The 14,706-nt window shown below is 34.0% G+C and carries 16 protein-coding genes; 8 read left to right on the plus strand and 8 right to left on the minus strand.

Annotation, left to right across the window (positions count from 1 at the left end; genetic code table 11):
• Positions 1-489: 489 nt before the first annotated feature.
• Together NYE52_RS05320 and NYE52_RS05325 are read left to right on the plus strand one after the other, a co-directional pair.
• Positions 490-573, plus strand: coding sequence for a YjcZ family sporulation protein (locus tag NYE52_RS05320; protein ID WP_035416275.1), 84 nt, complete (start codon positions 490-492; stop codon positions 571-573).
• Between the two features lie 93 nt (positions 574-666).
• A complete protein-coding gene (locus NYE52_RS05325) occupies positions 667-756 on the plus strand; it encodes a YjcZ family sporulation protein (protein ID WP_035416274.1) in 90 nt (29 codons plus the stop codon).
• A gap of 115 nt (positions 757-871) precedes the next feature.
• Here NYE52_RS05325 and NYE52_RS05330 read toward each other — a convergent pair whose 3' ends face one another.
• From NYE52_RS05330 to NYE52_RS05355, 6 genes are all read right to left on the minus strand, one after another.
• Entirely contained in the window at positions 872-1,051 is a 180-nt protein-coding gene (locus NYE52_RS05330; RefSeq protein WP_445669137.1) for a hypothetical protein, read from the minus strand.
• 231 nt (positions 1,052-1,282) lie between these two features.
• Positions 1,283-1,846: a DUF3267 domain-containing protein gene (locus NYE52_RS05335; RefSeq protein WP_341192106.1), complete on the minus strand. Its 564-nt coding sequence runs from the start codon at positions 1,844-1,846 to the stop codon at positions 1,283-1,285.
• Positions 1,847-2,212: 366 nt separating this feature from the next.
• Positions 2,213-2,782: an HTH-type transcriptional regulator Hpr gene (locus tag NYE52_RS05340; protein ID WP_341192107.1), complete on the minus strand. Its 570-nt coding sequence runs from the start codon at positions 2,780-2,782 to the stop codon at positions 2,213-2,215.
• A gap of 535 nt (positions 2,783-3,317) precedes the next feature.
• Positions 3,318-3,668, minus strand: coding sequence for a YtxH domain-containing protein (locus tag NYE52_RS05345; protein WP_341192108.1), 351 nt, complete (start codon positions 3,666-3,668; stop codon positions 3,318-3,320).
• 58 nt (positions 3,669-3,726) lie between these two features.
• Complete coding sequence (serC, locus tag NYE52_RS05350; protein WP_341192109.1) at positions 3,727-4,839, minus strand: 3-phosphoserine/phosphohydroxythreonine transaminase; 1,113 nt, start codon at positions 4,837-4,839, stop codon at positions 3,727-3,729.
• A gap of 290 nt (positions 4,840-5,129) precedes the next feature.
• Positions 5,130-5,552 (minus strand): HIT family protein, encoded by a 423-nt coding sequence (locus tag NYE52_RS05355; protein ID WP_341192110.1) that lies wholly within the window; start codon positions 5,550-5,552, stop codon positions 5,130-5,132.
• A 689-nt stretch (positions 5,553-6,241) separates the two neighbouring features.
• Between NYE52_RS05355 and NYE52_RS05360 the strand changes: the two genes are divergently transcribed.
• The 3 genes from NYE52_RS05360 to NYE52_RS05370 all read left to right on the plus strand — a co-directional run bounded on the left by NYE52_RS05360 (position 6,242) and on the right by NYE52_RS05370 (position 9,055).
• A complete protein-coding gene (locus tag NYE52_RS05360; protein WP_341192111.1) occupies positions 6,242-6,982 on the plus strand; it encodes an ABC transporter ATP-binding protein in 741 nt (246 codons plus the stop codon).
• Complete coding sequence (locus NYE52_RS05365) at positions 6,975-8,195, plus strand: ABC transporter permease (protein ID WP_341192112.1); 1,221 nt, start codon at positions 6,975-6,977, stop codon at positions 8,193-8,195. The genes NYE52_RS05360 and NYE52_RS05365 overlap by 8 nt, the downstream gene beginning before the upstream one ends.
• Positions 8,196-8,329: 134 nt before the next feature.
• On the plus strand, positions 8,330-9,055 hold the full coding sequence (locus NYE52_RS05370) for an EcsC family protein (RefSeq protein ID WP_341192113.1): 726 nt from the start codon (positions 8,330-8,332) through the stop codon (positions 9,053-9,055).
• 47 nt (positions 9,056-9,102) lie between these two features.
• Here NYE52_RS05370 and NYE52_RS05375 read toward each other — a convergent pair whose 3' ends face one another.
• Positions 9,103-10,311, minus strand: a complete 1,209-nt coding sequence (locus NYE52_RS05375) for a M20 family metallopeptidase (protein ID WP_341192114.1) — start codon at positions 10,309-10,311, stop codon at positions 9,103-9,105.
• A 169-nt stretch (positions 10,312-10,480) separates the two neighbouring features.
• Between NYE52_RS05375 and NYE52_RS05380 the strand changes: the two genes are divergently transcribed.
• On the plus strand, positions 10,481-11,137 hold the full coding sequence (locus tag NYE52_RS05380; protein WP_341192115.1) for a phosphatase PAP2 family protein: 657 nt from the start codon (positions 10,481-10,483) through the stop codon (positions 11,135-11,137).
• Positions 11,138-11,211: 74 nt separating this feature from the next.
• Here NYE52_RS05380 and NYE52_RS05385 read toward each other — a convergent pair whose 3' ends face one another.
• Positions 11,212-12,615 (minus strand): hypothetical protein, encoded by a 1,404-nt coding sequence (locus NYE52_RS05385; RefSeq protein WP_341192116.1) that lies wholly within the window; start codon positions 12,613-12,615, stop codon positions 11,212-11,214.
• A gap of 313 nt (positions 12,616-12,928) precedes the next feature.
• Between NYE52_RS05385 and liaF the strand changes: the two genes are divergently transcribed.
• Both liaF and NYE52_RS05395 read left to right on the plus strand, forming a co-directional pair.
• Positions 12,929-13,666 carry a cell wall-active antibiotics response protein LiaF gene (gene liaF, locus NYE52_RS05390; RefSeq protein ID WP_341192117.1) on the plus strand — a complete coding sequence of 246 codons (738 nt, stop codon included), beginning with the start codon at positions 12,929-12,931 and terminating at the stop codon, positions 13,664-13,666.
• A gap of 8 nt (positions 13,667-13,674) precedes the next feature.
• Positions 13,675-14,706: a sensor histidine kinase gene (locus NYE52_RS05395; protein ID WP_341192118.1), complete on the plus strand. Its 1,032-nt coding sequence runs from the start codon at positions 13,675-13,677 to the stop codon at positions 14,704-14,706.

Raw genomic sequence — 14,706 nt, forward strand, 5'->3', positions numbered from 1 at the left:
ATGATTTTCCTTCTCAAAAATGGCAGCTATCCTTTACCTTCTATGCCATTTTTAAACAAGCTACTTTCCATACACTTTATTGGTTATCCTTTGTCCTTATAAAAAAATGGGTATCTGTCCTGTTCCGAATTTAGGGCAAATACATATGATAAATTGAGCTTGAAAAGAGCTCAAAGAATTCGCGTTAAGCAAATTCACAAGGTTGTTACGGTTTACGTTGTAAAACATGAAAACAGAGAAGTAGTACTATCCAAAATAATATAATGAACAGTAATTTCTTTTATGGAGGATCTGATTAAGATCGATGGCTAACCAGTGACCACTAGGATTTAGTAGATACTGCTACGGAAAGAAAATTACCTACAAATAGAAATACGATGGTCCCTGGATTAGAAGGAATGAAAAAGCCGTTAAATAAAAGAAAGTAGTAAAACCGAAACACCATAGAGTAATGAAACATATGGTAGCAACCTTAAAGGAGGTGTTACTATGGGTAACGTTTACGGCGGAGGTTTTGCTTTAATCGTTGTATTGTTTATCTTATTAGTTATCGTTGGCGCTGCATGGCTGTAAGCTATAAAAGCGTATAAGGGCAATCTTACTAGGATGAGTGTCGATTTATGCGCCAAATGAACAACTGGAACGATAGAGAGAGGAGGAATCTTCATGTCTGGTGGAGGAGTTTACGGTGGAGGCTTTGCTTTATTAGTAGTACTATTCATCTTATTAGTAATCATCGGAGCAGCTTGGCTATAAGTTGATCTGAAGGTATATAAAAAGAAGCAAGTGTAATAATCGGTCATTTCGATTATTACATTGCTTCTTTTCTACATAGCACTGTTACAAGTCAGAGCCAGTTTAGTAAAAAATCTTAAAAAAGCATATCCATATAGGAAGAAATCAACAGAATAGTGATAAGAACATTTATTGTTCGAAAAACTTTTGGTTGTTTTTCTTCTGGAATTTCTTTTTGTAAACATAGGGCATTTGTTAGTCTATTAATATTATATAAAATAAAAATAGCTAAAATAATGAAGATGGAGATGATCATCATTGATTCCCTCCTTATCAGCAGAATTTATTGTATGATATTTACATTATCAAATAACAGGACAAAAAGATAGTATTATCAATTATTTAAGTCGCTAAACTTAATGACTTCGTTCTGACAAGAGCTTGGATGATTTTCAAGCCTCCTTGATTCTATCGTTAAGGAAGCTTGAAGAATCAAGTATTCTAGTTATATATGATTATATGTTTGGTAAAACAATAATAGTATCCTTTAAGATAATTCACTTACATTATTTACATTATTTATTAATATCTCAAACCCATCCTCGTTTTCTTCTACATAGCAGGAACGTGGAGATTTCCATAGATTTTTCATGCGAATAAAATCTGGAACACATATGCCTGTATGATAAGCAAAAATCATTAAAAAATAATGAACATAGCTTGTGAAAAGGAAACAAGATAGAAATAATAGTCCACTAATGATGACAAAAGGAATAATTAGTGCTAATTGAAATTGCATTTTACCGATTGGTTCCTTTACTTGAATGTGAAGAACTGGCAAAAATTGCAAATGTTTATTCCATGTTTTCTTAATTTTATCCCCTAAATGAATCATTGGTAATAAGTGTAATAATTTGTGTAAAGGATAGATAAGCAAAATCGTTGCCATAAATAGTAAAAAGTAATCATCAGAAAGTTTGTTATGTGCAAAATAGGTTGTTATTGGTACATATAGAAATAGAAAACAACCAATCATTGTCATAGAAGACAAAATAAATAGGCGCTGCGTTCCATATTTTTTATGGAAGTTGACAGTCTTCCAGCAGTTCATGTTAATACCCTCCATAGGGAGAAATTTTTAGTTACTTTTGATAATAATTTCTTGCTTGAATAACTAATAATTGGAAGAATATCTTTTCTTTGCCTTATTTTGCGTTTAATCAAGCAAACTTACCTTGCTACTTTACGATGAAAAGAGTAAAAAATCAATAGTCTCTTTATACAAATTTATGACATTTTTTTTATTAGTATCTTCAATAAGGGAAACATCCATCTTTTTATGTATAATTTGATTATTTGTAAAACTTATTGAAATTTTCCGAAAAAAAGACAAGAAAGCAAGCTGCCCTCTTATCTTTTTTTACCACCGGTCTAGAATGTCCCAAACCTAGAGTCCTTTTCCCCAATTTTCATTTCTCTATTTAGTAAATACGGGATCCTTTTTCTTTAAATGTCCTTCATCTTCATCCAAAATATCGTCAAGATTAGTAAAGGATTTCTCAAAAATTTCTATAAAATCGTCTCCATAAATATGCTTTACGATTGTCATCATTTCTAACAGATCTGGAAACTTTCCGTATAGATTTCTGATTGGCAAGGAGGCAGATAATGCTGCACTGTTACTCGGATTATAATCTTCCATAATTTGAACAAATACTTCTTTTCCTTTATCTGTAAGACAAATATACGTGTTTCGCTTATCATTTTCTTTTTTCGAGAATTGCAGTAGTCCTCTTTCTTCTAATTTCTTCGAAAAATTAAATGCTGTCGAGACATGCATTACCCCAAAGTTTGCTACATCTGAAATAGATGCACCGTTTAGCTGATAGGCAATCCAAAGTATGTGATGCTCATTAATGTTTAAATCATATGGCTTAATCCAGTTTTGCCAATCCTTCTCAATTGCCTTCCACAATGCTTTACTAAGTTGTCCAATTCTTTGTGTAAAGAGTAAAGCCTCTTTCATTGAGATCTGACTTTCGTTCATCCACAAATCACCTACTTTTCTGTTATCTATAAACATTATGCCAATAAAACAAAAATTAATAAAGATAAAAATTAACAAAATTTTTAGAAATAAGAATTTTTATTTATAGTAAGCGCTTTATTGTATTATAATGAATTGTTTTAAATAAAAATTCATTATATGTCTATACATTTTTTATCAGGGAAGAGAGGGAACGATAAGTAATAAATAAAAATAGGGAATTTATCTGTTTAAAATGAGAGAAAGTATCAAAAGAGGGACAAAATTTTAATAGCAAGAGTGAATAAAAAATTAATGATATAAAAAGGGGAGGAAAAGGACGGGAGACAGAAGTTAGTGGGAAAAGTAGAAATAAAAATTATATGCGAATAAAGTTTTGACATCGCGGTGTTAGAAAAAGTAACATTTTGTAGTGAGTCAGGAGAATATAGAAAAGCGGAGGATATTCATGTTAGAAATCCTCCGCTTTTCTTCAGGAATTATTCTTTACAGCTTAAATATTCCAAATGGTTGTCCTGAATCTTTGGCAAAATGATTATTTTAAGTCATTTTCTAATTCGTTGATAGTTGATTGTAATTCATCTAGTTCCTGTTGAAGTAACTCTTGATGAGGTTTAACTTCTTCTTGCCATGTTTCTATGGATAGTTTAAGGTCTTTAATAAAGTCACTTAATACTGTTTTACCTTCTACTGTAACTGTTTTAACAGAATCTTTTATTTCGTTTAAGTCAATTTTTAATTCTTGAATATGTTGAAGAAAAGCTTTACCGTTATCGCTGCATACTTTTCTTACTTCTTTTCCTGAGTAAGGAGTAGTCAGTAAGGTAGTGATTCCAGCTGCAATTCCTCCAATTAAAAATCCTGATAAGAATGATTTTGCGCTCATTTGCTTACACCTCGCTCTTTTTCATCATTATAACGTATTCAAGTGATCATTACTATTTTTAAAGGGATTTCGTTTTTTGCGCATCTTTTTTCAGGTGATTATTTTGAAAGTTTTTCATAAATTTAGCTAGTTCCATCACATGGTCGAGGGGAACCGCGTTATAAATAGAAGCACGGCAACCACCAACAGATCGATGACCATTCAGACCAACAAACCCTGCTTCTTTTGCTTCCTGTAAGAAATCTTTTGTAAGACTTTCTGACGGTAAAGTAAAGGTTACGTTCATTTTTGAACGGCTCTTTTCCTCAGCGTGACCTCGATAAAATCCGTTACTTTCATCAATAACAGTATATAGTTGCTGTGCTTTTGTGTCATTGATTGCAGCGATTCCTTCGACACCACCTTGTTGTTTTACCCATTTTAAGACAAGGGATAACAGATAAATACCTAAAGTAGGTGGTGTATTGAATAACGAATTATTTTTTGCATGGGTATGATAACTTAACATGGTTGGTAAAGCAGGATCTTCTCTAATTAAATCTTTACGAATAATAACGACCGTTACACCAGATGGTCCAAGATTTTTTTGGGCGCCTGCATAAATAACGCCAAATTGTGAAATGTCAATTGGTGTACTTAATATATCGCTAGACATATCAGCAATTAAAGGTACTGATAAATTTGTCGGATAGTTCCTCCATTGAGTCCCATATATGGTGTTGTTACTAGTAATATGAAGATAAGCAGCATCCTTTGGCAATTCTATTTGTTCTGGGGTTGGAATATATGTATAATTATCGTTTTTACTAGAAGCTGAAATTGCTGTATTACCTAGCTTTGCGGCTTCTTTGATTGCCTTTTCTGACCAAACCCCAGTCAGTGCGTAATAAGCAGTTTGATTTTTAGACAGCAAGTTCATTGGCACCATTGTAAATTGAAGGCTTGCTCCTCCTTGTAAAAAGAGAATTTCATAATTATCTGGTATGGAAAGTAGGGAAGTAAGAAGTTCTTTTGCTTCATTGTGTACGGCCTCATAGTCTTTGCTGCGATGGCTTAATTCCATTAAAGACATTCCTGTATCATTAAAATTCAACCAGTGCTCCTTTGCTTCTTGTAATACCCATTCAGGTAAAGCAGCAGGTCCTGCGTTAAAGTTATATGCTCTTTTCATCGTTCTTTCCTCCTAAATTAACTTTTTCAATTAGTAATGCGGTAAAGACAAAAAGATTACCCTTATACTAACAAATTCAGCTGATTTGTACAGATGAAAAAAACACCTTTTTGAAAAAAGTTAGAATTTTTCAAAAGGTGTTTGGGCTTTTTGTATTATTAAAAAAGTAATTCCCCTAATTGAATAATGTTGAAAAGTTGATTCTAAAGGGGGAAGGAGTCAAACGTATGAAATTGAAACTATTATCAAATAGCATTTTGGAAAAAAAGAATTTTTTTAGGAGTTTATTGTTATCTTATTTTTTCTTTGATTTTATCCGCAATTGTTGACAATTCTTCATTGGAATACCCATCAAAGTTTGTTTTCCAAACTGCTCCAAATCCATCCCCTTTTCCGTAACGTGGGATGAGGTGCATATGATAATGGAAAACGGATTGCCCTGCTTTTTCCCCATTATTATTGAGTAGGTTTAAACCAATGGGTTCATATGCTTCTTTAATCGCTGATGCAATATGGGGCACTACTTCAAACAGATTGCTCGCAATTTCAGGTGTTAATTCATAAATATCTTTAGCGTGGTTTTTAGGTATTACTAGTGTATGTCCTTTTGTAACCTGGCTAATATCCAAAAATGCCATCACATGTTCATTTTCAAACACCTTTTTAGATGGTATTTCCCCAGCTATTATTTTGCAAAAAATGCAGTCACTCATAAATAAACCTTCCTTCATTATGTATTACCAATATTTTAACACAGGAGCTATTTTAATGAACAGGAAAGAGGGTGCCTTGTAAAGGTTCTCTTATATGCATTATCCATATGAGAAGTTTAAGTAAACTCCTTTACATGGAAATTCATAATAAGAACACCTTTTAAGGACACCCTCTTTTTGAAGGAGAGAACTTCAATCATGTTTTAGGGTTCTTCTCTTTGATAAACACCTCATTTAATAATGAATTGTTATACTTTATGAGAAAAATCGATCATTGTTCAAACGAACCATCCCCTTAAATGTCTTTATATGTTTATCAACGTATAAAGAATGGATGACAGTCTGCGACAAACACCTCATTTCAAAGTGGAAATGATTAATTAGGCTGCTTACGTAATGAAGCAACTTGGTGTTACTGATCTCATGTTAAACCTGCTTGTGCAAGGCAAACATCCCCTTTTAAAACGAATGGAAGTTTATTTTAAAAGATCTGTATAGAATCTTTTGCAAACACCTCATTTAATATTGGAGTTTATACTGCAATATTTCTTTGGTGCTCCCCTTCAATAAATAGAATGTCCTGATTGAGAAATTTATATACAAAAGAAATTAAATTTTTCCGCGCAATCATTTTTATTTAATCGAGAATGTTGTTAAACTATAGATAATACATATTGGAGGTACAAAATATGGCGTTGTTAGAAATAAAGAATGTTACTGGTGGCTATACGAAGAATCCTGTTCTTAAAGATATTTCTTTTTCCATCAATAAGAATGAGATGGTCGGCTTAATTGGGCTAAATGGAGCTGGGAAAAGTACAACTATCCGACATATTATTGGTTTAATGGAACCACATAAAGGCGAAATCTTTATTAATGGAAAAACATTTGAAGGGGATAAAGAGACGTATCGAAAAGAATTTACCTTTGTGCCAGAAACACCTATATTATATGATGAATTAACGTTGGAAGAACATTTAAAAATAACAGCAATGGCATATGGATTATCTGAGTCTGACTATAAAAGACGAATGGAAGCATTATTAAAAGAGTTTAGAATGGAAAAAAGGTTGAAATGGTTCCCTGCGCATTTTTCCAAAGGGATGAAGCAAAAGGTAATGATTATGTGTGCGTTCCTAGTGGAACCTTCCCTTTATATTGTAGATGAACCTTTTGTTGGTTTGGATCCTCTTGGTATCCAGTCGTTATTAGATCAACTAAAAAAAATGAAGGAAAAGAGTGCTGGGATTTTAATGTCCACCCATATTCTTGCCACAGCGGAGAGATACTGTGATCGGATTATTATTATCCATGAAGGAAAAATAAAGTGTCAGGGAACAATGGAGGAATTAAGAGAAGCATTTAATATGCCAGGAGCCACACTGGATGATTTATATATCCTGCTAACAAAGGAAGAAGAACATGTTTGAATTTAATGAAAAACAATTGTGGAAAGAGAGAACCGGACAAATAGCAAAAGAATATGGTCAGTATTTAAAATATATTTTTAATGGACATCTTGTCATTGTTTTAGTGTTTTTGTTAGGAACCGCCGCTTTCTACTACCAAGCTTGGCTAAAGACGATTTCCAATGATTTTCCTGTTGCTCTTATTATGAGCATTATCCTTACCTTTTTTCTGACAAATAGTCCTACCTATACTTTTTTAAAGGATGCCGATCGTATCTTTTTGATTGCTGTTGAGACGAAAATGAAGAAATATTTTCTGAAGTCGATGGTTGTTAGCTTTGTTATTCAAGGATATTTACTGTTGATCCTTCTGGCAGCGCTAATGCCGTTGTATGCACAAGTACATGGTGGGGATTTTAGCCGTTTTTGGTATTTGTTAATTGTGCTATTGATAAGTAAAGGGGCAAATTTGCTTATTCGCTGGCATATTCAATATTATGTAAATGTTCGCTATCATTATATGGATACAGTTGTACGATTCTTCGTTAATTTAGCGATTCTTTATTTATTATTTGCGGATTCATCTCCATTATTTATTCTTGCATTACTTCTTGTTATGGCCTTCTTACTTATTTATTTCCAGAAGGCGACAAGCAATAAAGGAGTTAAATGGGAATATTTGATTGAACAGGATGAAAAAAGGCTAGCCTCTTTTTATCGTTTTGCGAATATGTTTACAGAGGTACCGATGCTAAGAAACCGAATTAAAAGAAGACGACTACTAGATTTATTGTTCAGCCGTATTTCTTATGCAAAAGAAAAAGTATTTGCTCATTTATACTGGAGAACGTATATCCGTGCAGGTGACTATTTTGGATTAACAATTCGGTTAACACTTATAAGTGGGATTTTTATCTTTTTCTTGTCTTTTGGGCCTGGACAGGTGTTTATTAGTGTTTTGTTTGTTTTCTTAACAGGATTACAGTTATTACCGCTTTGGAATGCTTATGATAACAAACTGTGGGTTACTATCTATCCGGTGGCATCCTCGTATAGAGAAAAATCTTTTAAGCAAATCATGGCAATCATTTTAAGTTGCCAAGGGATTATTTTATCGCTTATTATTGCACTTAAAGGGGACTTTCTGTATGCAGTAATTTCCTTGGTAGTTAATGGAGTCTTTATTGCCTTTTTTGTCTTATTGTACATAAATAAAAAAGTGAAACATTCATAATAGGAAAGGAGTTTTAAACCTTTATTCTTTTGATAAGGTTTAAAACTCCTTTTTATGTTTCAGATTAGGGTGATGGAAAAAAGGGAACTATTTTCTTAAATTAAACGTAAGAATAAGTATAAGGAGGAAGGCCGATGAATGAATACGAACATAGAGCATTAGTAGAGGTCGGGGAGTGGAAGTATAAATTACAGAAACGTTCTTCGATTTTAAATAGAGTGTCCAAGAAGGCTCAAAATAAAATGAATTCATATATACCAGAAAAAGTTCATCAAACAATTACTGAAGCAATCAAACAGATGATTCAAGCAACATTGGCTGGCAGTAATATTCTAAAGAAAAAGAATCCTCCTCTCATTCATTCTTTACAGGGAAAAGATGAGGAATTAACAAAAAAAATTAGCCAATATAAAAAAGTTGCTGTTGTGGAAGGGGCTGGAACTGGTGCAGGTGGGCTTCTACTTGGATTGGCTGATTTCCCACTATTACTTTCCATTAAAATGAATTTTTTAATGGAAGCTGCAACAATCTATGGGTATGATACCGAACAATTAGAGGAAAGAGTCTATTTACTGTATATTTTTCAGCTAGCTTTTTCTAGTGAAGGAAAAAGACGAGAAATTTTAGAGGTAATGGAGAATTGGGATGATGAAAAAAATAAAGTCGCTTCTCTTAATTGGCAGGAGCTGCAACAGGAATACCGGGATTTTATTGATTTTGTGAAAATGCTTCAATTAGTACCAGGTATTGGGGCAGCGGTTGGTGCTTATGCAAATTATAATTTAATGGATCAATTAGGAGAAGCAGCTAGAAATGTTTATCGCTGGCGCTATTTTCAAGAACAGGAGCAAATGGAATAAAGGAATGGATTCATTAGCTTGAATCCATTCCTTTTTACTGTGTGCTGTTATGAATTTATCATTGTATTAGCTTCCTCTTCCATAACGGAAATATTATAATTAACTGCTGCAGAACCTAACGTTTTTGCAGCAATAAGCATTGCCTTTTCATTAATATCAAATCTTGGATGATGATGTGGATAAGTAGGTCCATTAGTTTCAGGCATTGCACCTGTAAAGAAAAAAGTGCCTTTTGCATGTTGCAAGTAATAAGAAAAGTCCTCACCTGTTAATTCTGGTTCTCCCTCTTGGACAAGCACACCTGGAATGTTTTCAGCACAGCGAGCTAAAAAGGAAGTTTCTTCTGGGTGATTGACAACAGCAGGATATCCATCATCATATACAAATTCATACGTACTATTAGCTGTATAACAAGTACCCTTGATCACTCTTTCAAGCTCTTCTTTAATAAGTGCTTGTGTTTCTAAATCAAATGTTCGAACAGTTCCTCCAAGGGTAGCAGTATCTGCGATTACATTAAAAGCATTACCTGATTCAAAGTAACCTACAGTTAAAACAGCATTGTGAATAGGATTAACTTTTCTGCTGACAATTTGTTGGAGATTAATGACCAGTTGTGAGGCGGTAACAAGAGAATCTTTCGTTTTATGAGGCTGTGCTCCATGTCCACCTTGACCTTGGATTTTGACTTTAAATTCATCTGCAGCAGCCATCATTGGACCTGCTTTATAGGAAACGGTACCTGTAGGAAGTGTCGCCCATAAATGAGTACCGAATATAGCATCCACGTTTTCGAGGCAGCCTGCTTCAATCATCGCTTTTGCGCCACCAGGGTTAGATTCCTCTGCGTGCTGATGAATAAAAACGAAATTTCCTGATAATTCTTCTTTATATTCATTTATCACTTTAGCAAGTATTAATAAAGTTGCTGTATGTCCATCATGGCCACAGGCATGCATAACGCCTGGAACCTTTGATTTATACTCTACTTCTTTTTCATCCTGTATCGGGAGGGCATCGAAATCAGCGCGTAAGGCAACCGTTTTCCCAGGTTTTCCTCCAGCTATTTTTGCTACTACTCCGTTCCCACCGACATTTCCAGTAACATGAATTCCCAATTGTTCATAGAAAGAGATGATATATTGAGCTGTTTTTTCCTCTTTAAATGATAATTCTGGATGTTGATGAAGGTATCTTCGTATTTCGACCATTTCGTCATAATAATTTTCTAATTGTCCCCATATTTTTTGTAGCATCTCTTTCACCTCGTTTTACTATTTAGAATATTTTTATTATAGCATGGAAAAAGTATGAAGATAGGATAAAAGTAGTTAGAAAGTATATTAATTCTGCATTTTATCCTATCCTAATGTAGGTTATGTTGTTAAAATTAGGTTGAAATGGAATATCATATAGGAGGCAAATATGGATATTAGAAAATCAAAAATGGCTTGGGGGCTGTTAATCCTTTCCGTCTTATTTTTTATACTTCTTCTTATTGGTGTATCTGGAGATGTTAATTTAGCATTTGATACAGCAATAACCGATTTTATACATATGCTTTTTTCAACTAGTTTAAATCCTTTTTGGGAAGGAGTATCTTATTTAGGAGATAAGATTGGGATTGGAATAATTGCCTTGTTTTTTATTCTTTTTCTTTGGTGGAAAAAGAAAGATTTTACAGGAATTGCCGCTTTTGTTTTATGTGTGGGACTAGGAAATGAATTAAATAAATGGGTAAAGGATTTAGTAGCAAGACCTAGACCGATAACAGCTGACACTATAGATGCTGACAGTTTTAGTTTTCCGAGCGGGCATGCTATGGTAGGCTTACTTCTCTACTTGTTTATTGCCCATATTATTGCGAAAGATTTAAAAACAAATGCAGGAAAGCTAATCCTGGCAGGTGCTGCATTTTTGTTAACTCTGCTGATCGGAATCAGTAGAATTGCTTTAGGTGCTCACTATCCAACAGATGTTATTGGAGGGTATTTATTAGGTGGTATCTGGTTATTTATATGGGTAGGCTTGTATGAAACTTTTAAAGATAGACTTAATAGGCGTGAGAAAAAGCGAGTGTGATACTCGCTTTTTTCATTGGATTTTATTATTTTTTTAATACTTGGCATTTCAGTGTAATTTAGTTGGCTTCTATTTTAGATAAGAAACATTGCAAAAATGGTGGTAACCGCTAATCCGATACAAACTGGAAGGAGATTTCGTCTGGCTAATTCAAATGGATCGACATTACAGATTGCAGCAGCAGGAATCAGCGCCCAGGGCACTAAGGTTCCGCCACCAACCCAAATGGCGGCAATTTGCCCTAATGCAGTTAATGTACTTATTCCGCTGCCAATCGCATGGGCAAACAAGCCAGCAATGGAGCCTGCTAATGAAATTCCTGAGAAGCCAGAGCCGTCTAAGCCTGTAATAACACCGACTGCTGTTAATGTTATTGCTCCGATTTCTTTTGTTAATGGAACGGTAGAAGCTAGGGCAACACCAAGATCATTCACAATTCCATGAGAGTCTTTTGGAAGAACGTCTCCGATAATGGTAGTAAAGCCTGAATCACCTAAATAAAAGAATGCCGCAATTGGAATAACCGGACCAAAAACTTTAAAACCAAATTGAAAGCCTTCGATTAAATAACTTGTTGTTTTCTCTAATCCTTTGTTTTTATAACTTACTAAAGTGATTAATAGAAGGATAAAAATCGATGTTCCACCAACTAGTGCTGTCGCATCTCCCCCTTGCAAATCTAAAAGAAACATGGCAACGACATCTAGAATAAATAGAATAGGGATAAGAATGGCAAATAATTTCTTTTGTGTTCTGCTAAGTAGTAGTCTATTTACGTGAGGGAGAATATCTGATGTACTGGAAGACTTGATGCCTGTCGAATAAGTTAATGTTCCTCTCTTCATATCACGTTTAATAAAATAGTAAGCAGTAATAGTTGTAACAAGTCCCATTACAATTACAAGGGGAATACTGGCATGCATGACATCTTCCACCGGTATTCCCGCAGCGTCAGCTGTAAGCTTTGGTGCAGCTTGAATGATAAAGTCACCTGATAAAGCAATACCATGCCCAAACAAGTTCATTGCCATGGCAACGGCAATACCTGGTAAGCCGACACGTAAAGCTACAGGCAGCAGAACGGCACCAATTAATGCCACTGCTGGAGATGGCCAGAAAAAGAATGATATTACCATCATGACGATACCAATCGTCCAATATGCTAGCCCTGGTGAACGAATTAGCTTGGAAAAGGGAGAAATCATGACATCGTTAATGCCTGTTTTTGTCAGGATTTTGCTCATTGCAACAATAATAGAAATGACAACAATGGTAGGCAATAATTCTGTAATCGCAAAAATAAAGCTATTAAAAATGCTGCTAATCGAGGTGCTTAAGGATCCTGTAGCTGTTATCGCTAAAAGAAAGATTCCCACGATACAAATAAAGGTAGTATCTCTTCTCATTACCATAAATCCGATAATAAATCCGATAAATAATACATATATCCAATGAAGTGCTGTTAATTCAATCCCCATAAATACAGCTCCTTTCCCGATTTAAAGTCGATAAATGCTATAAATATAAATAGGCATTTATCACAATTCGGTTAATACAGACTATGTGGCTGTAAGTAAAAGGTGATTGGATACTTATGAAAAAATGGTCGTCTCCTTCTTAAGATGGAGAAAAAAACATCGATAGAAGGAACAAAAATATTCATAATGATAGTACAATAGGTTTATATTCTAAATAAGTGTTATTTTTTAGAATTGTCCAAATCTAGATGGGGAACTGCTTACACTCTTTTATTCCCAATACCTCAGATGTTTAAAGAAAGAAGGGAAGTCTTTGAAGAAATCTATTTCCAAAACAATGTTTTCCATTACTTTGCTTATAGTAGGAGTGATCCTATTACTCATTAATATAGGTGTCATTTCCTTGGAAATAAAAAAAATATTTGTCATAATATATCCTTTCTTGTTGCTTGTTTATGGAATGCTATCGCTTTATCAAATCTTTTTAAAAAGAAAGGATAATTTATTTTTCACTTTATTTATAATTACTTTTTCCATTTTATTAATCTTGGATCGTTTTCAAGTATTGGAATTTGGCTTTATGGATTTTTGGAAACTATGGCCGTTAGTTATTATCCTTGTGGCATTAGGGCTTATTAGTCCTAAAAAATTTTCCTTTGAATTTGATAGTGGAGGCAACCGATATACAAAGAAATCATTTCGAATTGGTGATGTGAAATATAATACTGACAATTGGGCTGTTGAGCCAATGCATATATCTCATGGGATAGGGGATGTGTATATCGATTTTAGCAAAGCCTTTATTCCAGAAGGGGAAACCGAACTATTTATACATGCTAGAATAGGTGATATAAAAATAATTGTTCCAGATGATTTAGCGATTAATGTCACTGCAGAATCAAAGATTGGAGAAGTACGCATACTCCAATCAAATAGAGATGGGCTTGGAAATAGCTTAGCGTATGTAACTTCCGATTATGAAGAGGCAATAAAAAAAATTAAATTAAATATTTTGATTAATATAGGCGATATAGCTGTGCAAAAGGTATAGGGGGAAATATGAAACAGACAAGTAGTCGCTATGGATATTACCGAAATGTAGCTTTAACGAGTATGATTAGTTCTTTATTGCTATTTATAAGTACACAAATATATTTGTATTTGTTTCCTGAGTCTTTTATGTCTGCTATAGAAAGCTTTATTTTAGCAGTTATTTGGTTTTTCCTAACTTCCTTGATTGGATTTTATTTTGCTTTTAAATGGAATAGCATAATTAAGAAACAATTAGATGAAATATTTTGGTTTACATCGTCTTTACGGAGAGGGAAAATCCCAGAGAAAATGCAGATGTCTATAAATGAGTATGTGTATGATGTGAAGGAAGAGCTCAATCAACTTGCTGATTATCACCAAGAACAAGTGCATTCCCTTCAAAGGCTAGCAAATGAAAAAATAACACTTAGCCAAACAGCTCATAATGCTGCAGTAATAGAAGAAAGGCAAAGATTGGCAAGAGATTTGCATGATGTAGTTAGTCAACAATTATTTGCTTTAAATATGATGTCTTCTGCAGCTTATAAAATTTTTGATCATAATCCAGTACTAGCAAAAGAACAGTTAAAAGAAATTGTATCGATTGCAGGGAAAGCACAAGGAGAAATGCGAGCGTTATTACTGCATTTAAGACCAGTTGAATTAAGTAATGATACCTTGTGTGATGGAATTATTAAACTAATACAAGAGCTGAAAGGGAAAACAACGCTACATTTTTCTGCTAGTATAGATGAAATTGAAGGTTTGACAACAGCTGGTCAAGAGCATTTATTCCGAATCGTACAGGAAGCTTTATCCAATGTGCTTCGTCATTCTTATGCAGATAAAGCAAGAATTATTTTGGAAGAACGTGGGAATTATGCTCATTTACATATAGGCGATAATGGAAAAGGCTTTGATCCAACGATAGAAAGAATTGCTTCCTATGGAATGAAAACGATGAGAGAGCGCTGTGAAGAAATTGGTGGTGTAATGGAAATTCGTTCAAAAATCGGTGACGGCACTTATATTGATATTAGAGTACCTATAAAGGGGTGA

The sequence above is a fragment of the Niallia sp. FSL W8-0635 genome, from assembly GCF_038007965.1.
GTDB lineage: Bacteria > Bacillota > Bacilli > Bacillales > Cytobacillaceae > Niallia.